The organism is Sphingomonas bisphenolicum (assembly GCF_024349785.1).
GTDB lineage: Bacteria > Pseudomonadota > Alphaproteobacteria > Sphingomonadales > Sphingomonadaceae > Sphingobium > Sphingobium bisphenolicum.
Window position 1 is genome coordinate 2,265,032 of record NZ_AP018817.1, and the last position, 25,366, is coordinate 2,290,397.

General features: G+C 65.0%; 23 protein-coding genes. 19 read left to right on the forward strand and 4 right to left on the reverse strand.

Annotated features, from left to right (window positions below; all coding sequences use genetic code 11):
- The first annotated feature begins 156 nt into the window (after positions 1-156).
- Positions 157-777, forward strand: coding sequence for a TetR/AcrR family transcriptional regulator (locus SBA_RS11170; protein ID WP_261934476.1), 621 nt, complete (start codon positions 157-159; stop codon positions 775-777).
- Positions 778-816: 39 nt separating this feature from the next.
- Here the strand turns inward: SBA_RS11170 and SBA_RS11175 are convergent, their stop codons facing one another.
- Positions 817-2,169, reverse strand: a complete 1,353-nt coding sequence (locus SBA_RS11175; RefSeq protein WP_261934477.1) for an FAD/NAD(P)-binding protein — start codon at positions 2,167-2,169, stop codon at positions 817-819.
- A 98-nt stretch (positions 2,170-2,267) separates the two neighbouring features.
- Here SBA_RS11175 and SBA_RS11180 point away from each other — a divergent pair, with 98 nt between their 5' ends.
- The 4 genes from SBA_RS11180 to SBA_RS11195 are packed head-to-tail and all read left to right on the forward strand — an operon-like array spanning position 2,268 to position 5,526.
- The gene (locus SBA_RS11180) at positions 2,268-2,405 is read left to right on the forward strand and encodes a hypothetical protein (protein WP_261934478.1); all 138 of its coding nucleotides are present in this window, start codon (positions 2,268-2,270) and stop codon (positions 2,403-2,405) included.
- A gap of 1 nt (position 2,406) precedes the next feature.
- Entirely contained in the window at positions 2,407-3,384 is a 978-nt protein-coding gene (locus tag SBA_RS11185) for an ABC transporter substrate-binding protein (RefSeq protein WP_261934479.1), read from the forward strand.
- Between the two features lie 5 nt (positions 3,385-3,389).
- Positions 3,390-4,577, forward strand: a complete 1,188-nt coding sequence (locus SBA_RS11190) for an acyl-CoA dehydrogenase family protein (RefSeq protein WP_261934480.1) — start codon at positions 3,390-3,392, stop codon at positions 4,575-4,577.
- A gap of 1 nt (position 4,578) precedes the next feature.
- Positions 4,579-5,526 carry an NAD(P)-dependent oxidoreductase gene (locus SBA_RS11195; RefSeq protein ID WP_261934481.1) on the forward strand — a complete coding sequence of 316 codons (948 nt, stop codon included), beginning with the start codon at positions 4,579-4,581 and terminating at the stop codon, positions 5,524-5,526.
- 22 nt (positions 5,527-5,548) lie between these two features.
- On the opposite strand, the gene SBA_RS11200 is transcribed toward SBA_RS11195, so the two are convergent.
- On the reverse strand, positions 5,549-6,385 hold the full coding sequence (locus tag SBA_RS11200) for a LysR substrate-binding domain-containing protein (RefSeq protein ID WP_261934482.1): 837 nt from the start codon (positions 6,383-6,385) through the stop codon (positions 5,549-5,551).
- 289 nt (positions 6,386-6,674) lie between these two features.
- Here SBA_RS11200 and SBA_RS11205 point away from each other — a divergent pair, with 289 nt between their 5' ends.
- From SBA_RS11205 to SBA_RS11255, 11 genes are all read left to right on the forward strand, one after another.
- Positions 6,675-7,508: an ABC transporter permease gene (locus SBA_RS11205; RefSeq protein ID WP_224546014.1), complete on the forward strand. Its 834-nt coding sequence runs from the start codon at positions 6,675-6,677 to the stop codon at positions 7,506-7,508.
- 2 nt (positions 7,509-7,510) lie between these two features.
- Positions 7,511-8,293: an ABC transporter ATP-binding protein gene (locus tag SBA_RS11210; protein ID WP_224546015.1), complete on the forward strand. Its 783-nt coding sequence runs from the start codon at positions 7,511-7,513 to the stop codon at positions 8,291-8,293.
- On the forward strand, positions 8,290-8,916 hold the full coding sequence (locus tag SBA_RS11215; protein WP_261934483.1) for a cysteine dioxygenase family protein: 627 nt from the start codon (positions 8,290-8,292) through the stop codon (positions 8,914-8,916). Before SBA_RS11210 ends, SBA_RS11215 begins: the two co-directional genes overlap by 4 nt.
- Positions 8,913-10,175 carry a rhodanese-like domain-containing protein gene (locus SBA_RS11220; RefSeq protein WP_261934484.1) on the forward strand — a complete coding sequence of 421 codons (1,263 nt, stop codon included), beginning with the start codon at positions 8,913-8,915 and terminating at the stop codon, positions 10,173-10,175. Before SBA_RS11215 ends, SBA_RS11220 begins: the two co-directional genes overlap by 4 nt.
- Before the next feature lie 17 nt (positions 10,176-10,192).
- Positions 10,193-11,281, forward strand: a complete 1,089-nt coding sequence (locus SBA_RS11225; RefSeq protein WP_261934485.1) for an LLM class flavin-dependent oxidoreductase — start codon at positions 10,193-10,195, stop codon at positions 11,279-11,281.
- 3 nt (positions 11,282-11,284) lie between these two features.
- Positions 11,285-12,244: an aliphatic sulfonate ABC transporter substrate-binding protein gene (locus tag SBA_RS11230; protein ID WP_261934486.1), complete on the forward strand. Its 960-nt coding sequence runs from the start codon at positions 11,285-11,287 to the stop codon at positions 12,242-12,244.
- Positions 12,245-12,371: 127 nt separating this feature from the next.
- Positions 12,372-14,948, forward strand: a complete 2,577-nt coding sequence (locus tag SBA_RS11235; RefSeq protein ID WP_261934487.1) for a TonB-dependent receptor plug domain-containing protein — start codon at positions 12,372-12,374, stop codon at positions 14,946-14,948.
- The gene (locus tag SBA_RS11240) at positions 14,923-15,855 is read left to right on the forward strand and encodes an ABC transporter substrate-binding protein (protein WP_261934488.1); all 933 of its coding nucleotides are present in this window, start codon (positions 14,923-14,925) and stop codon (positions 15,853-15,855) included. The genes SBA_RS11235 and SBA_RS11240 overlap by 26 nt, the downstream gene beginning before the upstream one ends.
- A 115-nt stretch (positions 15,856-15,970) precedes the next feature.
- On the forward strand, positions 15,971-16,762 hold the full coding sequence (locus tag SBA_RS11245; protein ID WP_261934489.1) for a class II aldolase/adducin family protein: 792 nt from the start codon (positions 15,971-15,973) through the stop codon (positions 16,760-16,762).
- A gap of 16 nt (positions 16,763-16,778) precedes the next feature.
- On the forward strand, positions 16,779-18,128 hold the full coding sequence (locus SBA_RS11250; protein WP_261934490.1) for an LLM class flavin-dependent oxidoreductase: 1,350 nt from the start codon (positions 16,779-16,781) through the stop codon (positions 18,126-18,128).
- Between the two features lie 92 nt (positions 18,129-18,220).
- Positions 18,221-18,886, forward strand: a complete 666-nt coding sequence (locus tag SBA_RS11255) for a peroxiredoxin-like family protein (protein WP_224546274.1) — start codon at positions 18,221-18,223, stop codon at positions 18,884-18,886.
- A gap of 11 nt (positions 18,887-18,897) precedes the next feature.
- On the opposite strand, the gene SBA_RS11260 is transcribed toward SBA_RS11255, so the two are convergent.
- Positions 18,898-19,137 carry a hypothetical protein gene (locus SBA_RS11260; RefSeq protein WP_261934491.1) on the reverse strand — a complete coding sequence of 80 codons (240 nt, stop codon included), beginning with the start codon at positions 19,135-19,137 and terminating at the stop codon, positions 18,898-18,900.
- 81 nt (positions 19,138-19,218) lie between these two features.
- On the opposite strand from SBA_RS11260, the gene SBA_RS11265 reads away from it, so the two are divergent.
- The 3 genes from SBA_RS11265 to SBA_RS11275 are packed head-to-tail and all read left to right on the forward strand — an operon-like array spanning position 19,219 to position 24,573.
- Positions 19,219-19,953, forward strand: a complete 735-nt coding sequence (locus SBA_RS11265) for an ImuA family protein (protein ID WP_261934492.1) — start codon at positions 19,219-19,221, stop codon at positions 19,951-19,953.
- On the forward strand, positions 19,925-21,394 hold the full coding sequence (locus tag SBA_RS11270) for a Y-family DNA polymerase (RefSeq protein ID WP_261934493.1): 1,470 nt from the start codon (positions 19,925-19,927) through the stop codon (positions 21,392-21,394). The genes SBA_RS11265 and SBA_RS11270 overlap by 29 nt, the downstream gene beginning before the upstream one ends.
- On the forward strand, positions 21,391-24,573 hold the full coding sequence (locus SBA_RS11275; protein WP_261934494.1) for an error-prone DNA polymerase: 3,183 nt from the start codon (positions 21,391-21,393) through the stop codon (positions 24,571-24,573). The genes SBA_RS11270 and SBA_RS11275 overlap by 4 nt, the downstream gene beginning before the upstream one ends.
- Positions 24,574-24,605: 32 nt before the next feature.
- Here the strand turns inward: SBA_RS11275 and SBA_RS11280 are convergent, their stop codons facing one another.
- Complete coding sequence (locus SBA_RS11280; RefSeq protein WP_261934495.1) at positions 24,606-25,277, reverse strand: spermidine synthase; 672 nt, start codon at positions 25,275-25,277, stop codon at positions 24,606-24,608.
- Positions 25,278-25,366: the final 89 nt, after the last annotated feature.

Consider the following 25,366-nt stretch of genomic DNA (forward strand, 5'->3'; position numbering starts at 1 on the left):
ATGCGCAATCCTCTTCGCTGTTTGTCGATAACCGCGCCGCAGCCGGACAATAGGCCGGGGGGGCAGGCGCCATCATTCGAATCAAGAAACCCGTTAGACCAATATGCACTCATGAGTGTATTGTGCTTTGGCAGGTTTCCTGTCAAGCATCGGGGCATGCAGGACGTTTCACCTTTCAGGAATGCGGCGCAGCGCGAGACGGACAGGGCGGCCAAGCGGGACGCGGTGTTGCGCGCCGCCGTCCGGATGTTCAACGAACGCGGATTTTTCGCGACGTCGCTCGATGACGTCGCGGCCAGTCTCGGCATCTCCAAGCGCACCATCTATCATTATCTGGCGAACAAGGATCAGGTGCTGCTGGAATGCGTGACCATCGGATTGCAACAATTGCTGCAGGCGGCGGAAGAGGCGCGTGCCGAATCGGGCAATGGCCGTGATCGCCTCATGAAGTTCCTGCGCCGTTATGCCGAAATCAACATGGACGATTTCGGCCGGTGCGTCATCCGCACGGGCGAAGAAGCCTTGTCGCGCGAGAGCCTGCCGCGCTACCGCGCGCTCAAGAAGGAAATCGACGTCGCGCTGCGCCAGATGCTGCGCGAAGCGATAGACGATGGCTCGATCGCGCCGATTGACGTGAAAATCGCCGCTTTTACGCTGGCTGGCGCCTTGAACTGGCCGGCGCGCTGGCATGAACCAGACGGCGCATTGTCGACCTCGCAGATCGCCGATGCTATGGTGGATATTCTCATGGCCGGGCTGGATTCACGCAGCGCCTGAGCGGAAACATGGATGGCGATCGACCGCTTATCCTCCCTGCTACAGCCCTTCGGCCTCGACCCAATGGGCGCTGGTGACCTGACGGGCGAGCGCCCAGACCTGTCTCCGGATGTCCGGTACGGCGACGATTTCCCAATGCGCGCCGCGGGTCATCGGCCCTACGACATGCAGGCGCGGCTGCGCGCGGCCGTCGGCGGCGATGGCATGGCATTGGCGATCGACGTCGATGCCGATCGCCAGCGGATCGGGCCGGATGTCGCCCCGGTCGAACAGGTTGCGCAGCAGCGGATCGGTCACGCGCCGCAGGTCGCCAAGCGGTCCCGTGCAGTTGATCACCCGCGTCACTGTCAGCGTCTCGTTTTGCTCGCCTCCGCGCGGACGCAGTTCCACGATCAGGCCGTCGCCATCGGGCGTCGCCGTCTCCACCTTCGCCGCCCGGACCGCCAGCCGTCCTCGCGCGCGCAGTCCGTCCAGCCGTTCGGCGACTTGCGGCGCGACCCGGTGGCGATGGACATCCCAATAGGGGCGCAGGTGACGCAGGAAGCGGCTGCGTTCGGCTGCGCTGGCGGCGCGCCACATGTCGGCGCTGAAGGGCCGCAATTCGTCCACCGCATTGCGCCATCCGATCTCCGCCGCCCGTTTCCGTACCCCACCTAGCAGCAGCGAAACCGGCCCTGCCGGTCGTTCTACCCGGACGGCACAGGGCGGGGCGGGCGCATGGGCGTGCGGAGTCAGGCCACGGCGCGACAGGGCGACGATCTTGCCCCGAAACCCCGCACTGTCCAGGCTCAATGCGCAATCGATGGCGGTCAGTCCGCTGCCCAGCAATACAACCGCGTCGTCGCTACCCAGGCCTGTGGCGATGTTCGCCGCCCAGGGATCATCGATATAGGCGGGGCGATCAAGGCCGACAAAGGCGGGCAGGTCGTGCGGGGGCAGGTTGCCCGGCGCGATCACGGCGATATCCGTTGTCAGGGTGGCGCCCGATCGTAGCCTCATGCATGCGCGGTCATCCGCAACGATCAGGTCTGTAGCCTCGTCGCTGACGATGCTGATCCGGTCGCCAGCGGTTGCACGCGCCTCATCCAGCAGTGCGCATAAATAGGCGCCATAATCGCGTCGGGTGGCGAAGCTGCCCTCCTGGCCCAATCCTTGCGCCGTCAGCCAGTTCGCGAAATGGCCGGGCTGATCGGGAAGCGCGCTCATATTGGCGGCGCGGACGTTGAGGATATGGCCGGCCTGCGCCGCGCCATAGGCCAGGCCGCGTCCCAGCCGGTCGGGACGTCGCTCCACCAGCGTCACCCGGACATTGCCGTGCCGCAACAGGTTGATCGCCAGCAGTACGCCGCTGAAGCCTCCGCCGACGATGGCGACATGATCGACCTTCAGCATGGATCAAGCATTTCTAATGGTTCGCCCAACATTGCTTGTGGGACATATCTCTACTGTTGAAATAGATAAAGTCTCAATTATCGAATGGAAGGACGATCATGCGCCTGTTACGTTCCCTTGGCCAACGCTGGACGCGGCTACGGATAGCCGCGCGGCGCGAGTTTCTGCGCGATCCCGATGTGGTCCTGTTCGACCGTCGACCTGATCCGGCGCGCGAAGCGGCGCAGGGGCGCTGACATGCTCTCGCGGCGCGCGTTCCTGGGGGCTGGGGCGTCAACCTGCCTCATCCTCTCTGGGTGCAGCGCGGCCAAGAGTGGTCGGCCGAAACTGCGTGTCTCCGTCACCGGAAAGGGGGAGGGCGACACCCGTCTGCTGTTCAAGGCAGCCGGGATCGCCCCCGAAGGCTTCGATCTGGCCTATAGCGAGTTCCAGTCCGGCCATCTGGTCGTGGAAGCCCTGAATGGCGGCTCGCTCGATTATGGCGGCATGAGCGAAATCCCGCCGATCTTCGCGGCGGCCTCCACCATCCAGAGCTTCCGCCAGATCGCGGTCGCCCATGGCGACGTCAACAACCAGGTCGTGCTGGTGCCCAAAGGTTCGAAGGCGAAGACGATCGCCGATCTCAAGGGAAGGCGCGTGGGCTATGTCCGCGCCACTACCTCGCAATATTTCCTGATCCGCATGTTGGAAGAGGTCGGCCTGAGCTGGGACGACATCACCCCGGTGGCGATGGGCGTGTCCGATGGCGCTGCAGCTTTCTCGCAAGGCGCTCTCGACGGCTGGGCGATCTATGGTTTCCCAATCCAGCGCGCCATCGCGACGGAGGGCGCGCGCATACTCAAGACCGCCAACGGCATATTGTCGGGCAACTATCTGGTGTCGGCGCATGTCGATGCGCTGGCCGATCTCGATAAAGCCAGGCTGATCGGCGACTATCTGGCGCTGGTACAGAAAGCCTATGGCTGGGCAGCGACCCATCAGGATGAATGGGCGACGATTATCGCCCAGGATATCGGTGTGCCCCGTGACTATGTGGTCGACCAGTTCAGGCGCAAGAGCACCACATACGAACTGCGTCCGGTCACAGACGCGGCGATCGCGTCCCAGCAACAGGTCGCGGACCTTTTCTACCGGCAAAAGCTGTTGCCCAGGGCGGTCGATGTGCGTCCGCTCTGGGATAGGCGCTTCAACGCCATCCTTCCCAACAGAGGCTGAACATCATGGCCACCCATGCAATGCAACAGGACGGTGCCCGGCCCGCTTCGGCCGGGCCGATCAGCGTGGATCAACTCGATCGGTTGACCCGGCGACTGGCCGAAACCGCTGAACATTATGACCGTAGCGGCGAATTTCCCCGCGCCAATTTCGATCTGCTGGCAGCCGAAGGGTTGATCGGCCTGACCGTGCCGCGCGCACTGGGCGGTCGCGGCGCAGGGCTGGGCGAGGCGATCCGCGTGCTCGCCGCCGTGGCGAAGGGTGAGCCGTCGACCGCGCTCATCCTGTTCATGACCTATCATCATCATGCCACGCCCGCGCGTGCGCGCAATTGGCCGCAGGCGATCTACGAGCGATTGGCGCGCGATGCGGTGGCGGGGCGGGGGCTGATCGGCGGCCTGCGGGTCGAGCCTGAACTGGGGACGCCGGTGCGCGGCGGCCTCCCTGCGACGATCGCCCGCCGCACCGCCGATGGCTGGGCGATCAGCGGCACGAAAATCTATTCGACCGGATCGACCGGACTTGACTGGTTTTCGGTCTGGGCGAAGACGGACGAGGACGTACCGCGCGTCGGCAATTTCCTGGTTCGCGCCGATAGTGCCGGCATCGATATCGAGCCGGTGTGGGACCATCTGGGGATGCGCGCCACCGTCAGCCATGCCGTGCATTTCGCCGACACGCCGACGCCGTTCGATCATGCCGTCGACATCCGCCGTCCCGAACAATGGGCCGCCGGCGCAGGTGATCCCAGCCTCGCCATCTGGAACGCGCTCGCTATCTCGACCATCTATGACGGCGTCGCGCGGGCGGCGCGGGACTGGCTGCGCGCCTATCTCAACGACCGGGTGCCGACCAATCTGGGCGCTTCGCTAGCTACCCTGCCGCGCGTTCAGGAAAAATTTGGCGAAATCGAGACGTTGCTGCAGGTCAACCGCACGCTGATCCGCGATGCCGCCGCCCGTTATGATGCCGGCGATCCGCCCAGTGCAGTGGAGGTGAACAACATCAAATATCTAACGACCGCCAACGCCATCCGCGCGGTGGAGATCGGCCTCGAACTCACCGGCAATCCGGGCATCAGCCGGAAAAACCCGCTCGAACGTCATTATCGCGATGTGCTGTGCAGTCGCATCCATTCGCCGCAAACCGACACCATATTGATTGCCGCTGGCCGGGCGGCCCTTGGGAACTGACATGTCACTAATCATCGCAAGCCAACTCGACGCCGAATTCAACCGCGGCCTCGGCCAGCATCCGATCGCGCCCATTCTGATCGACGTCGCCGACGAAGCACCCTGGAGCGCCGCGGCCGAGGCCGACATACTGCTGGTGCGCCCATCGCCTGCCTGGCGCCGGCCCACGGCGCTGCGCCCGCCCGCCTGGCCGGGGCGGCTGAAATGGGTCTATAGCGCATCGGCGGGCATCGATTTCTATCCGCCATGGCTGCTCGATGCCCCGCTCGTCACCTGCGGCCGCGGCGTCGCGTCGGACGAGATCGCCGATTATGTCATTGCCGCCATCTATGCCCATGCCAAGAATCTGGAGGCGATCACCGCGCGGTCGCGCGCGCAATGGATCAATGTGCCGCTTGGCCGGGTATCGGGCACCACGATCGGCATCGTCGGCCTGGGCGCGATCGGCCAGGCGGTGGCGCGACGCGGCCTCGCACTGGGCGCGCAGGTCGTCGGCCTGCGTCGCACCGGCGCCCAGTCGGGCGTCAGCGGCGTGGAGCATGTCGGCGACATTGAAACCCTCGTCGCCCGCGCCGACCATATCATCGTCGCCGTGCCAGCCACCCGGCAAACCTATCATCTGTTCAACGCAGCGCTGCTCGCCAAGGTGAAGCCCGGCGCGCATATCATCAATGTCGCGCGCGGATCGGTGATCGATCAGGACGCCTTGATCGACGCCTTGGACGGCGAGGGCGGCCCCGGCTTTGCGACGCTGGACGTCACGGATCCCGAGCCCTTGCCCGACGGTCATGCGCTCTACACCCATCCGGGCGTGCGACTGACCCCGCATGTCTCCAGCAACCATATGCTGGTGCGCCATCGGCTGCTGGAAAAGGTCCGCAATGACATCTCTCGCTTCGCGAGCGGCGAAGCGCCCAGCGACATTGTCGATCCGGTGCGTGGCTATTGACGTGACCGGCGCGGGAATCCGGTCATAGCGCCGCGACCGTCTCCCGCGCCAGTTCCGCCAGCCGCTGGGCCGCCTTGTCCAGCTTGTCGCCCGACCGCAGGATTGCCGCCACGCGCGGTAACGACGGCAGCCGCTCATGCTCCAGCGCCGCGCTGTCCTCCAGGAACAAATGGGTGCGGCAGGTGATGCCCAGGCCCGCGCCCACGGCCGCCTTCAGCGTTGCGAGGTTTGGCGTTTCCACCGTGATCCGCCATTGCAGCCCGGCATCCTCCAGCGCCCGGATCGCCGCCTCGCGGAAGCGGCAAGGCTCTTCCAGCACCGCCAGCGGAATGACCTCGCGGTCGACCAGCGCCGTTTCGCCATACCAGCTCATCGGCGCCACCGTCACCGCATGGGCGTCATTGGGCGCGGCAAAGCCCAGCAAGATGTCCAGTTCCCGCCGTTCCAGCAGCGCCTGCAATTCTGCCGTACCCGCCACGCGCGCATAGATTTGCGCATCGGGGTGCAATTCGGAAAAGCGCGACAACAGGCCCGTCAGCAGGGTGTCGGCGAAATCCTGCACCATCCCGATCCGCGCCGGCCCGGCAAAGCGCCCGGCGCTGACCGCAGCGACCGCTTCGTCATGCAGCAGCAGCACGCGACGGGCATAGTCGAGCAGCACCGTGCCCGCGGAGGTCAGGTTCAGCCGCCGCCCTTCGCGCAGGAACAGCGTCTGCTGCACCAGTTCCTCCAGCCGCTTGATCTGAAGGCTGAGTGCGGATTGCGTCACGAACACCTGTTCCGACGCGTTCAGCATCGACCCGGTGTCGACGATGGCAACGAAACTGCGCAGCAAGTTGGTCGGCAGATTGACCGGCACGATAAACCTCTTTGGCTGAAGGGGAGAAGCCGATCCGAAGCCGGAAACGGAAAATCATTTATCGCTGATGCTTATATATCAATCAAAATAGTAGAGATTTATCCGACGAAGAAAAAACTACGTCCCACCGATTGTTGCGCGCGAAACCGCCAATACCGGCGCTCATCCGCCCCGCAACGGCGGCGAAATGCGACCTATGACGAACGCTGATAGGTCTGCCTGGCAAAACTTAATTGAATAAGTAGACAATTCATGTTGGGCTTGTCCGCAGTTCATAAAAGGGCCGGACATGGCGGTTTTGACGATCAATGATACATCGAGGGCAGGGCGGAGCCGACCGGCTTCCACACCTCGCCCCTTCTCTCTTTCGCGTTTCGGCGGGCGCTGGCTGTCGCCGGTCCTGTTGCTGCTTCTGTGGGAAGCGGGATCGCGCCTCGGCCTGATCCCCGAACGCACGCTGGCCGCGCCCTCCGCCGTTCTGGGCACCTTGCTGGAGATGGTGATGTCCGGCGAACTGCCCTCCAACCTGCTGGTTTCCTTTGCCCGCGTCGCGGTCGGCCTGCTGATCGGCGTTGGCCTGGGACTGGGCCTAGGCCTCGTCGCCGGCCTGTCCCGGTCGGGCGAGCTGGCGGTCGATCCGCTCATGCAGATCAAGCGCACTATTCCTGCGCTTGCGCTGACCCCGCTCTTCATCGTCTGGTTCGGCATCGGCGAAACCCCCAAGGTCGCGCTCATCGCCTTCGGCACCATCTTCCCGGTCTATCTCAACCTCTACAGCGGCATCCGCAGCGTCGATCTGCGCCTGCTCGATGCGGCCAAGAGCTTCGGCCTCAGCCGCTGGGAGCAGATCTGGCACGTCATCCTGCCGTCGGCCTTGCCCTCGCTGCTGGTCGGGCTGCGCTACGCCCTGTCGGTGTCGATCCTGGTGCTGGTGGTCGCCGAACAGATCAACGCCTCGGCCGGCCTCGGCTACCTCATCAACAACGCTCGCGATTTCATGCGGACCGACATCATTGTCGTCTGCCTGATGGTCTACGCCATCCTCGGCCTCGGCGCCGACTGGCTGGTCCGCACGATCGAAGCCCGCGCCCTTATCTGGCGCCCCAGCATAGTGGAGCAATAAGCATGGACGCTCGCCTCGGCTTTTCCACCGTGGACACCATTGTCCACCATCCTCATCCCGAACCCGTCGTTCGCCTGCGCGGTTTTACCCGGCGCTTCGGCACGAACACCATCATCGACAGGCTTGACCTCGACATCGCACCCGGCGAGTTCATCGCTCTGCTGGGCCGGTCGGGTTCGGGCAAGACCACCTTGCTGCGCACGCTCGCCGGTCTGGACGAGGCTCGCGGCCAGGACGTGGAAGTCCCCGATTCCCGCGCCGTCGTGTTCCAGGACGCTCGCCTGCTGCCGTGGAAGCCGGTCTGGAAGAATGTGTCGCTGGGCCTGAAGGGCGACAATGGCCGTGGCCGCGCCGAAGCCGCGCTCAAGGAAGTGGGCCTTGGCCATCGCCTCGACGCCTGGCCGCTGACGCTGTCGGGCGGCGAGGCGCAGCGTGTGGCGCTGGCTCGCGCACTGGTGCGCGAGCCGCAACTGCTGCTGCTGGACGAACCCTTCGCCGCGCTCGATGCGCTGACCCGCTATCGGATGCACGATTTGGTCCTCTCGCTCTGGCGCAAGCATAGGCCCGCCGTCCTGATCGTGACCCATGACGTGGAGGAGGCGATCGCGCTCGCCGACCGCGTGCTGGTGCTGGACCAGGGCCGCATCGTCGCCGAAGAACGCATCACCGCGCCGCGCGGCGAGCGAACCAGTTTTGCTGCGCGCCTGCGTGAAAAACTGCTTTCTCACCTGGGGGGCGACGATCATGCCGAGGGCGTGGTGCCTTTCCCGGTCGCCGCCGAATGAGCGCACTCGCCGCCATCGAGCGTCCGGTCGATACCGCGGCCGACACCAGCCGCCTGCGCGGCTTCGTGACGGCCTTTGCCGACCTGCTGGCCGCGACCCGCGACGAGCAGGCGATATTGGACAGCGGCCGCGCGCTGCTCAGCCGCCTGATCGCCACCGACGACTGGTTGCCCGAAGCCTTCGCCCGGCCCCATCCCGATCGCTACCAGCAATATCTGCTCCATTGCGACAGTCGGGAGCGGTTCAGCGTCGTCAGCTTCGTCTGGGGTCCGGGCCAGTTCACGCCCATCCACGACCATAGCGTCTGGGGTCTGGTCGGGGTGCTGCGCGGCGTCGAGAAGGTCGAGCGCTTCCGCCGCCTGCCAAGCGGCGTCTTGGTCGATCAGGGCGAGGAACTGCTGCACGAAGGCGAGGTGGACGCCGTCTCGCCGCGCATCGGGGACATTCACCGCGTCACCAATGGCCTCCCTGACCGACCGTCCGTCAGCATCCATGTCTATGGCGCCAATATCGGCGCGGTCGAGCGCGCGACCTACGCCCTCGACGGCACGCCGAAGACCTTCATTTCGGGTTACGCCAACGGCGTGATCCCCAACCTCTGGGACAGATCGAAAAACCTATGAGCACCGATATCCTCGACCGTATCCAGACCGCCACGCCTCTGGACATCCGGCGCGCGCTGCTGACCGGCAGCGAAATCGCGATCATCGACGTGCGCGAAGAACATGAATTCGCGCAGGGCCACCCGCTCTTCGCCGCGCAGATACCGCTGCGCCGGATCGATGATGAAGCCCGCTGGCGCATCCCGCGTCTCGCGACCCCGATCATCGTCTACGATAATGGCGAAGGCCTGGCGCGCAAGGCGGCCGTCCGTCTCGAAGCGCTGGGCTATAGCGATGTGCGCGAACTGGACGGCGGCCTCTCCGCCTGGGCCGCGGCGGGCTATGAACTGTTCGAGGACGTCAACAGCTACTCCAAGGCGTTCGGAGAACTGGTCGAACATCGCCGCCACACGCCCTCACTGGCCGCCGAAGACGTACAGGCGCTGATCGATGAAAAGGCCGACATCAAGATCCTCGATGCCCGCCGCTACGAAGAATATAATACGATGAGCATCCCTACCGGGACCAGCGTGCCGGGCGCGGAACTGGCGTTGCGGGCGCGCACCATCGCGCCCGATCCCGACACCACGATCATCGTCAATTGCGCCGGCCGCACCCGGTCGATCATCGGCGCGCAGTCGCTGGTCAATGCCGGCGTCCCCAACAAGGTGTTTGCGTTGCGTAACGGCACGATCGGCTGGACGCTGGCGGGCCAGTCACTGGATACCGGCCAGACCCGCGTCGCACCTGAAGTCGATGACGTTTCGATCGCGGAAGCACGCGCCCATGCCCGCGACGTCGCCTATCGCGCCGGCGTGAAGCGTATCGGCTGGGACGAACTGGCCGCGTTTCAGGCCGACACGGCCCGCACCCTCTATCGCTATGACGTGCGCCAGCCGCGCGAATATGAAAGCGGTCATCTGCCCGGCTTCCGCAATGCGCAGGGCGGCCAACTGGTCCAGGAAACCGACCATAATGCTCCGGTGCGCGGTGCGCGGATCGTCGTGACCGACAATGTCGGCCCGCGCGCCGACATGACCGCCTCCTGGCTCGCCCAGCTTGGTTGGGACGTTGCCATCCTCGATGTCGACTGGTCGGCCGTTGCGCTGGAAACAGGTCCGGATGGTGCGCCAACCCCGCGCGGGCCGGAGGGCCGCTACAAGCGTCCCTATGAAGGCACGGACAACAAGGCCGCCGCGATGCAGGCCTATCTCGACTGGGAATATGGCCTCGTCGCCCAATTGGAGCGCGACGGCACCCACGGCTTCTTCGTCATCTAAACATCGGGAGACTATGCATGAGCGTCAAGTTCATCGGCTATATCGGTTTCAATAACGGCTCCGAAACGCAGGCGGCGGTGCGCAGCCGCGTCCTCGACACCGACTATGTCAACGCAGCGGCGAGGGCGCAGGAAGAGGGCGGGTTCGACCGCGTCCTCATCCCCTTCGGCTCCAACAGCCCGGAAAGCCAGATCGTCGCGGCCCATGCCGCCGCAATCACGACCCGGCTCGGCTTCCTCGTCGCGCATCGTCCCGGCTTCACCCAGCCTACGGTCGCCGCGCGCCAGCTTGCGACGCTTGACCAGCTTTCGGGCGGCCGCGTCGCGGTCCACATCATCACCGGCGGCGCGGACGAGGAAATGGCCCGCGACGGCGACACCAAAACGGTGAAGGCCGAACGCTACAGCCGGACCGACGAATATCTGACCATCCTGCGGCAGGAATGGACCGAGGCGAAGCCCTTCGACCATCGGGGCAAGTTCTACGACATCCGTCAGGCGTTCAGCGCGATCAAACCCGACAATCTGCCGGTCTTCTTCGGCGGATCGTCGGCGGAAGCGATCGACGTCGCGGGTCGCCATGCCGATGTCTATGCGCTGTGGGGCGAAACGCTCGAAGCGGTGCAGGACACGGTGCGGGCCGTGCGCAAGTCGGCGGCGCGTTATGGCCGCAATCCGGGTTTCTCGCTGTCGCTGCGCCCGGTCATCGCCGATACCGAGGAAGCGGCATGGAAACGGGCGCGCGAGATCGAGGAAAAGGTGCGCGAAAACCGCGTCGCCGCCGGCTTGCCGCTCACCGGACATCGACCGCCCAATGCCGGTTCGCTCCGCCTGCTCGATACCGCCAGCAGCAACCGCCAGGACAAGCGTTTGTGGACCGGCGTTGCGGCATTGACCGGCGCGGCGGGCAACAGCACCGGCTTGGTCGGCACGCCCGAACAGGTGGCTGACGCCATGCTCGATTATTACGACATCGGCATCGACCATTTCCTGATCCGCGGTTTCGATCCGTTGGGGGATTCCATCCTTTATGGTCGCGAATTGCTGCCGGTCGTGCGCCGTAAGGTCGCCGAACGCGAAGCATCCGACCTTGCACTGGCGGGCTGATCCATGGCCAGGAAAAACGTCGTCATCCTGTCGGCGTCCCTTATCGCGGTGGCGGGCATCGGGCTCGCCGCCGCGACCTTTAAGCGGAGCGATGACAAGATTTTGCGCGTCGCCAACCAGAAAGGGCAGGTCCGGTCGATGATGATCGCATCGGGCGTGCTGAACGGCGCGCCCTATACGGTCGAATGGTCGGAATTTCCCGCCGCCCAGCCATTGCTGGAGGCGGTCGGCGGCGGCGCGGCGGATCTGGGCCTGGCCGCCGATGCGCCCTTCATCTTCGCCTATCAGAGCGGCAGTCCGGTCAAGGCCATCGCCGTGCAGGCGCCAGCCAATCAGGCGAGCGACGCGCTCGCCATATTGGTCAAGGCCGGCTCGCCATTGAAAATCGCGCAGGATATTGTGGGCAAGTCGGTGGCGACGACGCGCGGGTCGATCGGCCATCATCTGCTACTGCAGGCGCTGGAACGCGCCCATATCCCGGCCGACAAGGTGCGCGTCACCTTCCTGCCACCGGGCGACGCGAAAGCGGCGTTCGACAGCGGCGCGATCGACGCCTGGGCGACCTGGACGCCTTACACCAATGTCGCGATCAAGGAAGGCGCGCGCGCTGTGGTCGATGCGAAGGACTATGGCCTGCCGCTCTATATCGACGTCGCCAACGCCGATTCCATCGATCCCAAGCGCGCGATGCTGGCCGACTTCCTCCAGCGGGAAGCCAAAGCGGTCGCCTGGGCGCGGGCGCATCCCGATCAGTTTGCACAGGTGCTGGCGAAAGAGACAGGCCTTCCGCTCGACATTGCCCGCGCCAGCTTCGACCGCAACAACCGGATCGCACAGCCGATCGACGCGAAAATCATCGCGCACGAACAGGCGATCACGGCCCGCTTCCAAAAGGCCGGGCTCACCGAGGGCAAGCGTGAAGTCGCGGGCGCTTTCGATTCAAGCTTTGGTCAAGTAAACTAAACAATAAGTTTATAGGAGCAAAGATGATCTAAATTTCAGATTTTCTCATCAATCTATTCTCAAAATCATTTCTCAACTAAATAAATAGAAAATAGGCAGGCCCCAAGTCTGTTTTGGGGGAATATCCATGAAGAACACCGCTTACTATCTCGCATCCTCGGCGCTCACGGTTGTCGCACTCGCCGTCTCACCGGCATCGGCGCAGGCTGTTGGCATTCCTGACGATGCAGCGGCCGACGCCGGCACCATCATCGTCACCGGCGTCCGCGGCGCGCCCCGGACCGTGGCCGAAAGCCCGGCACCGATCGACGTGGTCAGCGCCGACAAGCTGCAGGCGACCGGCTCGGCCGAATTTGGCGAGGCGCTGTCCAAGCTGCTGCCGTCGCTCAATTTCGGTTCGACCCATGCCGGCGTCTTCTCGATCGGCCGCCCCGTGACGAACCGCGGTCTGGCGCCGGCCTACACGCTGGTGCTGGTCAATGGAAAGCGTCGCCACAACGGGGCCTTCCTCAGCAATTCGACCGCCGACACGTCCGGTGCGAACCCGGTCGATATCGACCTGATCCCGACCAGCGGCATTGACCGGATCGAAGTCCTCAAGGACAGCGCCGCCGCCCAATATGGCACCGACGCGATCGCCGGCGTCATCAATATCCAACTGGCGCAAAAGGAAGGGCTGAGCGGCGACTTCACCTATGGCACGCTCTATTCGGCCAATGGCAAGCCGGATAGCTGGAAGGGCACGATCCGCTACGGCACGAAGATCGGCGACGATGGGGGCTTCCTGACCGTCAGCGGCGACATCCGCAAGCGCGGCGGCGCCTGGTGGAACCTGGCTGCGACTGACACCAATCTCTACGGCCTGCCCGCCGGCCGCACCATCGATCAGGTGGTGGCCAGCAGCGGCCTGACCCGCGAACAGGTCGAGGCGAACATCGCCGACGCCAATGCGCGCAACGCCGCCTGGAACCGCGACGGCGCCCATAATGGCGACCCGCAGATCAAGGCGTTCAACCTCAGCTACAATGCCGAACTGCCGGTCACGGACAATGCCACCCTCTACAGTTTCGGCACCTATGGCGAGCGCGACGCGCAGATCGGCAATAATTTCCGTCGCCCCAACAGCACCGCCAATTTCACCGCGCTCTTCCCGGACGGCTATTATCCGCTCAACAATATCGATGAGACGGACTTCCAGTTCGTCGGCGGCCTGCGTGGTACGCTGGCGGGCTGGGATTATGATCTCTCCTCCTCCTTCGGCCGCAACGCCAGCCGCCAGTTTTCGAAGCTCTCCATCCGTCCGTCGCTCGGCCCGGACAGCCCGACCACCTGGCCCAATCTCGCCAATTTCGAATTTCGCCAATGGACCCATAATGTCGATCTGCATCGCGAGTTCGACATCGGTTTCGCCAAGCCGCTGCAAGTCTCGATCGGCGGCGAATATCGTCTCGACCGCTTCCGCACCTTCGCCGGCGATCCGCTCGCCTATGAACCGGCAACCTACACGTTCCAACCCGGTGACCAGCAATATGACTGGAATGTCGGCCGCGTTGCGTCGCCAGTGGTGCAGGGCGCGATCGTCCTTTCTCCCGATGATGAGGCCGACATCAGCCGCAAAGTCTATGCCGGCTATGTCGACCTCGGCATCTATCCGATCGACGCCTGGTATATCGGCGCAGCCGTCCGCGCCGAACATTATAGCGACGGGTCGGGCAGCCCGATCGGCCTGAAACTCAACAGCCGCTACGAATTCAGCCCCGCGCTCGCCATTCGCGGTACGGTGGGTACAGGGTTCCGCGCGCCATCGCTGACCCAGATCGGCTATGCCCAGACGGACGGCCGTACGTCGTCCTTCTTCAATGCGGAGACGGGCCAGACCGAATTGCGCCCGACCGTCGCCAAGCTGGTGACGGCGGACAGCAATGTCGGCAAGCTGCTGGGCGCCAAGCCGCTCAAGGCCGAAAAGACCTGGAATGCGGGCCTCGGCATCGTCTTCACGCCATTGCCGGCGCTATCGATCACGCTCGATGGCTATTATATCAAGATCAAGGACCGGATCGAGCGTACTGGCCGCCTGTTCGGCACCGGCATCTCCGCCATCCTGGCTGCCAATGGCCTGTCGGACATTGAGCAGGCCGAATATTTCATCAACGCCGCCGATACCGAAACCAAGGGCTTCGATCTTGTCGCCGACTATTCGACCGGCCTTGGCGATTTCGGCAAGCTGGGCGTCACCTTCGCCTTCAACTATAGCAGGACCAAGGTCACCGACGTCGTCGCCACCCCGTCGCAACTGTTCGGCGCCAATGGCGCGTCGCTGCTCGGCGCCGGCTCCGTCTTTTTCGGCGGCGACAAGATCGGCGAACTGGAAGTGCTCCAGCCGCACAGCAAGCTGGTCAGCACGCTGAACTGGAGCAAGGGCATTTTCGGCCTGAGCATCACCAACACCCGCTACGGCAAATATACGCAGCGCACGGCGGCGGGCGACGATCGCTATTTCGGCGCGAAGATCATCACCGACTTGAGCGTCAGCGCGAAGGTGACGGACTTCGCTACCCTGTCGGTCGGCGCCACGAACCTGTTCGACGTCCGCCCCGAAAAGAACGGGCCGGGCAATCCCCAGACCGGGCAGGGCTATTATGGCCCTTCGCCCTTCAACCCCGCAGGCGGTTATTATTATGGGCGCATCGCTCTTGCTTTCTGATCGCCGGACCTTTCTCGCCGGTGCCGCCGCGCTCGGCCTCGCCGCCTGCGGTGGGGCCGGCAAGGGCGGCCGCACGAAACTGGTCCTGGGCGATCAGGTCCATCTGCTCCAGTCCAAGGCGGAAGCCGCCGGCGCGCTCAAGGGGCTGGCCTATGACATAGAATGGGCCAATTTCGTCGGCGCGGCGCCGTTGCTGGAAGCGCTCAACGCCGGGGCGGTCGATACTGCGCCGGCGGGCGACCTGCCAGTCGTGCTGGCGGTCGCGGCCGGCGTCCCGCTCAAGGTGATCGCCGGCTCCATCTCCTCCACGCGCGACATCGGCATCGTCGTGCCGCCCGGCTCGCCGATCCGCGACGTGGCCGGCCTTCCCGGCCACCGCGTGATCGTGTCGAGCGCGCGGGGCAGCATCTCCCATTATCTGCTGCTCGAAGCGCTCAAGGAGGCGAAGGTCGATCGCAAGAGCGTCGATATCGGTTTCATGCTGCCCAACGACGCCGCGGCCGCCTTCGCCGCCGGGCGGATCGACGCCTGGGCGACCTTCGGTACATACCAGATAGCGGCGGAAGCGCGCGGTGCGCGGGTGCTGCGCGACGGGCAGGGGATCAATACCGGCCTCAGCCTGATCGCCGCCTCGCAGGCGGCGCTGGACGACCCGGCCAAGCGCGCGGCGCTCAAGGACGTACTCGCCCGCTTCCGCACCGCCAGCCAATGGGCGCAGGCGCATCCCGACACCTATGCCGTGCTGTTCGCCAAGGCGACCGGCGTCGATCCCAAGCTGGCGAAGTTGATCGTCGATCGGCAGAATCCCGTTCTCGTCGCGCCCGACGCAGCGGTCATCACGCCGCTCCAGCGCGTGGTCGATCGCTTCCATGCCGATGGCGAATTACCTGTCCATGTCGATGTCTGACGCATCGTCGATCCGGGCATCTTCCCCGCATGAGCAGCGCGCATCGATCCTTCAGACATTCTCATTGGGCGGCCCCCGGTCGCCGCCCTACATCTGCCCGCAAAGGAGCATCCCCATGGCTACAGTCCTGAAAGACGATCGTTTCCGTGCATCCGGTATCAGCGAAGCAGAATGGAAGGTCCGCGTCGACCTCGCCGCCTTCTATCGCCTGTCGGCCCTCTATGGCTGGGACGATTTTCTCTACACCCATATCTCCGCCCGCGTGCCGGGGCCGGATCATCATTTCCTCATCAACCCCTTCGGCCTGATGTTCGATGAAATCGCCGCGTCCAGCCTGGTCAAGGTCGACCTCGACGGTAATGTCATCGGGGACAGCGACTATGGCATCAACTATGCCGGCTATGTGATCCATTCGGCGATCCACGGCGCGCGCGACGACGCCCATTTCATCGCCCATTTCCACAGCGCCGACGGCGTGGCCGTCTCCGCCCATGCCGAGGGATTGCTGCCGCTCAACCAGCGCGCGCTCGCCTTGATCCCGCGCCTTTCCTATCATGACTATGAAGGCGTAGCGCTCAATCTGGACGAGCGCGAACGTCTGGTCGCGGACCTTGGCGATACGAAGGTCATGCTGCTGCGCAATCACGGCACGCTGGCGCTCGGCGCGTCGCCGGGCGAGGCGTTCAGCGGCATCTATCATCTGGAGGAGGCCTGCAAGGCGCAGGTCCGCACCCTGTCCATCGGTCGCGACCGCGTGCTGATCGCACCGGAAGAGGCGCAGCAGGAAGTGCGCCGCCAGATCAGCCGGGATCGTCAGCCCGCGGAAGGCGCCAAATCCCATCATGATCTCGTCTGGGAAGCGGCCCTGCGCAAGGCCGAGCGCCAGTCGCCCGGTTTCGACGCCTGACGCAAGAGGATAAGACATGACCAAGCGCCAATTGAAACTGGGCCTCGTCCCCACCGGCGTCGGCGGCCCCGGCGACAGCAATCGCTGGCTCGATACCGACATTCCGCTCGACGCCAGCGTCAATATCGACTGGTATATCGATGTCGTGCGACAGGCGGAGGCGGCGAAGTTCGACCTCGTCTTCATCGTCGACAGCCAGTTCATCACCGCCAACTCGCCGCCCCATTATCTCAACCGGCTGGAGCCGCTTACCCTCCTGTCGGCGCTGGCGGTGGCGACGAAGCATATCGGCCTCGTCGGCACGCTCACCACCTCCTATAACGATCCCTTCAACCTGGCCCGCCGCTTCGCCTCGCTCGACCTCATCAGCAAGGGACGCGCCGGCTGGAATGTCGTCACCAGCGGCGACGCCGGCACAGCGGGCAATTTCAGCCAGCCAGACCATTTCGACTATGACACCCGCTATCGCCGCGCCGTCGAATTTCTCGACGTGGCGCGCGGCCTCTGGTCGAGCTGGGAGGAGGGGGCCTTGGTCCGCGATCGGGCGACCGGGCAGTTCCTCGATGCCGACAAGCTGCATCGCCTCGACCATGACGGCGAATTTTTCCAGGTCGTCGGCCCGCTCAACCTCCAGCGCTCGCCGCAGGGCGAACCGGTGATCTTCCAGGCCGGCGACAGCGATCAGGGCCGTGATCTGGGCGCGACCATCGCCGACGCCATCTTCACCCATGCCGCGACGATCGAGCAGGGCCAGGCCTTTTATGCCGATCTGAAAGGCCGCGCGGCGCGGCAGGGGCGCAACCCGGATGAGATCGTCATCCTGCCGGGCTTCTCCGTCACTGTCGGCGATAGCGATGCGCATGCGAAGGATATCGAGCGTCACTATCGCCAACTGGACCAGAGTTTCGATCAGGCGCTCGCGGAGTTCGGCCGTCCCTTCGGCTGGCATGATTTCCGCCAATATGATCCCGACGCGTTCTTCCCGGTAGGGGCGCTTGAACATGCGAAGAACAGCTTCTACACGCAGGCGAAGAAGGTCACCGATCTTGCCGTCCAACAGGGGCTGACCCTGCGCCAGGCAGTGGAAAAGGCGCGCGCGGGTCGTGGCAGTCCCTTCGTCGGATCGGCCGAAACCGTGGCGAACGAAATCCAGCGCTGGTTTGAAGGGCGCGCGCTTGACGGGCTCAACGTCCATCTTGGCCATCCCTCACAGTTCAAGCGCTTCGTCGAGGAGGTCGTGCCAATCCTGCAAGCCCGCGGCCTGTTCCGCACCGATTATGAGGCGGACACGTTGCGCGGCAATCTCGGCCTGTCCATCCCGGCAAGCCGTCACCAACAAGCACCCGCCCGGCGGGATGCCGCCTGAAACTATGACGATTCTTCGTCGCTGGACCGGCAACTCTCATTAGCGAGGACCGCCAGCTATCGCCATCATGATCCCGACCCAAGGAGATCATGATGGCGACACTTCTCACCGAAACGCTCAAGGACCGTTTTACCGCCTTGCAGGCGGAGCGCGAGCGGAGCTGGCACCCGGCCCAACTGGCGGCCAATGCGGGCCAGCGTAGGCAACTGGTCGAACGCTTCGACCCGGCGGCGATCGCCCAGCCGGGAGATATCCTGCCACCTTTGTCCTTCGCCGAAGTGGGTGGCGACACGCTCGATCTGGACAGGCTGACTGCCAATGGCCCGGCTTTGTTCATCTTCTTCCGCTTCGCCGGTTGTCCGGCCTGCAACATCGCCTTGCCCTATTATGCGGACACGCTGCATCCCGCGCTGCAAGACCGCCAGATTCCGCTGGTGGCGCTCAGCCCGCAGCAACCCGATCGCCTGCGTGATATCAAGACGCGCCATGGCCTGCCCTTTGCCGTGGCCTCCGACAGGGACAATGGCCTGGCGCGCCTGCTGGGCATCAGCTTCCAGCCCGACAATCGCCCATCGCCGCCGCCTGCCGGCTGGATCGGTGAAGTGACCGGCACCAACAGTTGGGAATTGCCGCAGCCCGCCGCGTTGCTGGTGGGGCCGGGGCGTACTCTCCATTGGCTCCATGTCAGCCCCGACTGGCTGGAGCGGCCCGAGGCGGCGGAGATATTGGACTGGATCGACGGCAGCTTCCCTTCCTGATCAAGAATGGGTCAGGGATGGGCGCATTGCCGCCTGCCTGTCTGATCAGAAATTCGTCCATGACTGACGAAGAAGGCCGATTCATAGGCGTCGAAGGTCGATGGATGGATAATCGACGCTTGCACGCCAAATTGCGTGTCGCCGCCGCTACAGCCTCGGATCTGCGCGCGGGCGGGAAGCCCGCTGCCGTGCAACTGGATATGAGGTTGCTGTAGTCGGAATTGCAGCATTTTTGCAGGGATCGTTCGCACTTCCCCTCTCTTGTACGATTTCCATGCTGGACGAATAGGCGCATTGGGAACATAAAGAGAACATAGGGAGCGATTCGAGATATGGCAGGCAATGGTCCCATCAGCGGCGCGCGTCCGGCAGCGCCAGAAGCGCAAGCACCCTGTCCGGCGCTTGAGCAGGGACATCTGCATGAAATTCACAGCCAGACCGAGGATCGGGCGGCCGCCTTGGCCTTTGCCCTGACGCATGGTCCGCTTGCCGGATCGGGCGCGATCTTTGCCCTGCGCACGCCGCGTCGACAACGCCTGCCGACACTGTTTTCTGGCGACGGGCTGGCGCTACTGGGCATCCAGCCCGGCCGCCTGACGATCGTGGAGACGCGGACCGAGGTCGACATGCTGCGCGCCGGGCTGGAGGCGGCGCGCTGTCCGGGCGTGGCGGCGGTGCTGATGGAAAGCGAAGGACGCTTTGCCGACTATGATCTGACCGCCAGCCGCCGCCTGGTGCTGGCGGCGGAAGCCTCGGGCACCTGCATAATATTGCTGCGAGGCGATGCCGAACCGCGATCGAGCGGCGCGCAAACCCGCTGGACGATCAGGAGCGCACCCTCCGTCGCGCTGGAGGCGGACGCGCCCGGCTGGCCGGCGATCGAGGCCGAATTGCTCCGCTGCCGGGGCGGGCCTGCGGGCGGCCGCTGGCGACTGACATGGGATAGTGAAGGTGGATGTTTCAGGGACGCAGACGGACAAGCGCCTCTGCCTGGCGCTGTGGTTCCCTTTTCTCGCCTGCGAACGGATGCGGGCGACGATGGGGCCGAGCAGCGGCAGGTCGCCTGACGATGGCGCTGCCGAACCGCTAGCCCTGGTGGCGCGGGTCGGCAATGCGCTGCGGCTGGCGACGGTGGATGCTCTGGCCGTTGGGCAAGGGCTGGTCGCGGGCATGACGCTGGCCGATGCCCGGGCGCGCTGTCCTACGCTTGTCACGCGCCCGGCCGATCCCGTCGCCGATGCGCTGGCGCTTGATCGGGTGCTGGAGGCGATGCGCCGCTTCACCCCGATGGTCGCGCTCGATGCGCCGGACGGGGTCATTCTCGACATTATGGGCTGCGCGCATCTGTTTGGCGGCGCGCAGGCGCTGGCGCAGCAGGCCCGCGCGCTGGCCGGGTACAGCAGCCGCCATGGCTTTGGTCCCAATGCTATGGCGGCCCGCGCCCTGGCCCGCCATGGCGAACGGGGTAACGATGTCGCGGCGCTGCCGGTCGCGGCGCTCGAACTGGACGATGGCGCGCTGGCCGCGCTGCGCCGGGCTGGCCTGCGCACCATCGGCGATCTGGCCCGGCGGCCCATGGGCATGATCGCCGCCCGCTTCGGCGAACAGGCGGTCACCCGGTTGCGCCAGATATTGGGCGAAGCGCCCAGTCCGATCGCGCCGCGCCGTCCTTCCGCCCCGATCCGGGCCGAGGCGCGCTTTCCCGAACCGATCGCCCGGACCGAGGACGTGATGGACGTGATCGAGGATCTGCTGGATCAGGCCGCGCGGCAGATGGAGGCGCGTAAGCTGGGCGGTCGCCGTTTCGTCATCCGTTTGCTGCGGAGCGACGGCGCGCGTCAGGGTCTGGCGATCGAAACCGGACAGCCGGTGCGCGATTCCGCCGCCGTGCTGCGCCTGCTGCGCGAGCGGATCGACACGATGGCCGATCCGCTCGACCCCGGTTTCGGCTTCGACGCCGTTCTGCTGGCGGTGCCGCGCGTGGAGCCGCTGGTCGAACGGCAGCAGGCGATGGAGGGAGAGGCGGCCAGGGCAGGCGAGGCGAATATCGTCGCCCTGATCGACCGGCTCGGCATTCGCCTTGGCCCGGACAATGTCCGTCGCCTGCAACCCTGTGACCGGCATATCCCCGAGGGCGCACAGACTTTCGTGCCAGCGACGCAGGCTCAGCCTCAATCTTGGCCCGCCGCGCCGGATCGTGCGCCCCGGCCGCTGCTGCTGTTCAATCCGCCCCAGCCTGTTGCCGTGATCGCTGGCGTGCCCGATGGCCCGCCCCAGCGTTTCCGCTGGCGCGACCGGCTGCATGAGGTGCGGCTGGCCGAAGGGCCGGAACGGATCGCGGCGGAATGGTGGCGCAGGCGGGACGGGCATCAACCGGGCGGGGCAGGGCGCACCCGCGACTATTACCGGATCGAGGATGGCGACGGGCGCCGCTACTGGATGTTCCGCCATGGCCTGTTCGGCGAAGAAACGGAGATATGCTGGTATCTCCACGGCCTGTTCGCATGAGCGACTTTGCAGAGGTCGTGGCCGCCAGCAATTTCAGTTTCCTGCGCGGGGCATCCCATCCCCAGAAGATGGTGCAGCAGGCCGCGCATCTGGGCATGACCGGCATCGGCATTGCCGATCGCAATACGGTGGCGGGCGTAGTGCGCGCGCATCAGGCGCTCAAGGATCTAAAGCCGCTGGGCGTCACCATGCGCCTGATCGTCGGTGCGCGGCTGGTCTTTGCCGACGGCACGCCCGACATCATCGCCTATCCGCGCACGCGCTTCGGCTGGGGTCGGCTGACCCGGCTGCTGACCGAGGGGAATCGCCGCACGATCAAGGGCGCGTGCGAACTCAAACTGGCGGACCTGATCGACCATGGGCAGGACATGGCTTTGATGGCAATGGATGGCGACGCCACCCTGCTGTCGCAGTTGCGCGGGCTGACGCCGTATCTCTGGCTCGCCGCGACGATGGGGCGATCGGGGCGCGACGCGCGGATGCTGGCGCGACGGCGGGCGCTGGCGGCCCAGTGCGATGTGCCGCTGATCGCCACCAACGATGTCCTCTATGCGGAAGCGAACGACCGGCCGATGCAGGATATCCTCACCTGCATCCGGGAAGGATTGACGATCCAGACGGCGGGCCGCCGCCTTGCCCCCAATGCCGAGCGGCACCTGAAAGACCCGGCCGAAATGGCGCGCCTGTTCGCTGCCTGCCCGGAGGCGATCGCCGCGACGCAGGATTTGCTGGGCTGCATCGACTTCACGCTGGATCAGTTGGTCTATGAATATCCGCACGAACCGGTGCCGGCGGGCTGGGCGCCGCAGGCTTGGCTGGAGCATCTGGTGGGGGAGAAAGCGAAGGCGCGCTTTCCCGACGGATTGCCGCCCCGATATCAGGAGACGTTGGACGAGGAATTCACGCTGATCCGCAAACGCAATTACGCCTATTATTTCCTGACCGTCCACGACATCGTCGCTTACGCCCGCAGCCTCGACCCGCCGATCCTGTGCCAGGGACGCGGGTCGGCGGCCAATTCGCTGGTCTGCTACCTGCTGGGCGTCACGCCGATCGATCCGGTCGAACAAAAGCTGCTCTTCTCCCGTTTCCTGTCAGAAAACCGGCATGAGCCACCCGATATCGACGTCGATTTCGAACATGAGCGGCGCGAGGAGGTGATGCAATATGTCTACCGCCGCTATGGGCGCGAACGGGCGGGCATCGCCGCGACGGTCATCCGCTATCGCCAGCGCAGCGCCCTGCGCGAAGTCGGCAAGGCGTTGGGCCTGACCGAGGATGTGACGGCGCGCCTGTCCGGCACCGTCTGGGGGAGTTGGAGCGGGGATCAGCAAGTGCCCGAAGCGCGGGTGACCCAGGCGGGTTTCGATCCCGCCAATCCCGAACTCGCCCGGTTGCGCGACATGGCGAGCCAGCTGCTCGAATATCCCCGTCATTTGTCGCAGCATGTCGGCGGTTTCGTGCTGAGCCAGGGGCGGCTCGACGAACTGGTGCCGATCCACAATGCCGCCATGCCCGATCGCACCTTCATCGAATGGGACAAGGATGATCTCGATACATTGCAACTGATGAAGGTCGATGTGCTGGCGCTCGGCATGTTGACCGCCATCCGCAAGAGCTTCGACCTGATGCGGCTGCATGGCCTGCCCGATCTGACGCTGGACCGGGTGCCGGTGGAGGATGAGGCGACCTACACCATGCTGCAAAAGGGCGACAGTATCGGCACCTTCCAGGTCGAAAGCCGCGCGCAAATCTCGATGCTGCCCCGCATGAAGCCCAAGGAGCTATACGACCTCGTCATCCAGGTCGCGATCGTGCGGCCCGGCCCGATCCAGGGCGGCATGGTCCATCCCTATCTGCGGCGGCGTAATGGAGAGGAGAAGCCGGAACTGCCCGGCCCGCCGGGCAATCCCGACGAGTTGAAAGAAGTGCTGGGCAAGACGATGGGTGTCCCCCTTTTTCAAGAACAGGCGATGAAGCTAGCGATCGTCGCGGGCGGATTTTCACCGGCCCAAGCGGATGGATTGCGTCGGGCGATGGCGACATTTCGTCGCACCGGAGAAGTCAGTAAATATCAGACTGATTTGATCGAAGGCATGGTGAAACGCGGCTATGAACGCGATTTTGCCGAACGCTGCTTCAAGCAAATCGAGGGCTTCGGCGAATATGGCTTTCCCGAAAGCCATGCTCAGGCGTTCGGCTGGCTCGCCTATGTCTCCTCGTGGCTGAAATGCCATTATCCGGCCGTATTCACCTGCGCCTTGCTCAATAGCCAGCCGATGGGCTTCTACGCGCCCGCGCAACTGGTCCGCGACGCGCAGCAACATGGCGTGGAGGTGCGGCCGATCGATGTGCAGGCGAGCGACTGGTATAGCAGCCTGGAAGGGGAGCGCATCCTGCGCCTTGGCCTCAACCGCATCGACGGGTTTCGTGAGGAATGGGCCAGGGCGCTGATCGCGGCGCGGGCGGAGGCGCCGATCCGCGACATGGAGGATATCGCCCGACGCGCCGGGATGCCCGCGCGCGCGCTTCACTTGCTGGCGGACGCCGACGCGCTGCGCTCGATCGGTCGCACCCGGCGCGAGGCGGGGTGGGACGCGCGCCGCGTGCCGCCGGCCCAGCTACCGCTCTTCGCTGCGCAGGATCTGCCCGAACTCGGCCGCGAAGCCGATCCGATGCTGCCGGCCATGGCCTTGTCCGAAGAAGTCGCGATCGATTACCACACCCACCGCCTGTCGCTGAAAGGCCATCCGATGCAGTTTCTGCGCGACCATTTCGCCCGGCGCGGCGTCATCGACTGCGCATCGGTCAATAGCGCGAAGGACGGCGCGAAGGTGAAGGTGGCGGGCGTGGTCCTGATCCGCCAGCGGCCGGGCAAGGGCAATGCGGTCTTCATCACGATCGAGGATGAAAGCGGCATCGTCAACGCGCTGCTGTGGGCGCGCGACATGGAAAAGCAGCGGCGCGCGGTGATGGCGTCGCGGCTGATGCTGATCCACGGCGAAGTCCAGCGCAGCAAGGAAAATGTCGTCCACCTGATGGTCGATCGCGTCACCGACGCCAGCCGGGCGCTGGACTGGCTGAGCGAGGGGCATGAGAGCGGAAAAGCCGCGAGGCCATTCCCGCATCGCCATCCCCGTGACGTGCGCATATTGCCCAGGTCACGCGATTTCCATTGAATGCCTGCGCAGGAACATAACAGCCCAAACAATCAGCGTTTCCGCGCGAACCAGATCACATGACGCGGCCCCTTGCCATTGTCGCGCGCCTTGACCGCGACCTCATCCACCTCGAACCCTGCATTGCGCAGGCGGCGGGTGAACGGGTCGTCCGATCCCGCCGACCATATCGCCAATATCCCGCCGGGCTTCAGCGCTGCCTTGGCTACTGCCAGTCCGCCAGCCGAATAGAGCCGGTCGTTGGCCGCCGCGGTCAAGCCGTCAGGCCCATTGTCGACATCCAGCAGGATCGCGTCATAGGCCGCCTGGCCCGCCGCGATTACCGGCACGACATCCTCGATCCGCAAGTCGACGCGCGGATCGTCAAGACACCCTGCCATCAATTCCGCCATCGGCCCGCGCGCCCATTCGATGATCTTGGGGACCAGTTCGGCCACGGTCACACGCGCCGATCCATCCAGCACGCCCAGCGCCGCGCGCAGGGTGAAACCCATGCCATAGCCGCCGACCAGCAGATGCGGCGCCTTACGCCCCTGCAACCGTTCGATCGTCATCAGCGCCAGTTGCTTTTCCGACCCGCTCATCCGGCTGCTCATCAGTTCGTTGCGGTCGAGCACGATCATGTGATCGGCGCCGCGCCGGTAGAGTTTCAGTTCCTGCCCGCCCGGCACCTGCGCCGAATCCAGATATTCCCGCGGGATCATGATCGCTTTCCTTCTCTCTTGCGGGCAGCCATTCGTCCCATGGCGGCCACGCGCGATGCGCATGGCAGCTTGGCATCCGTCACGCAAAT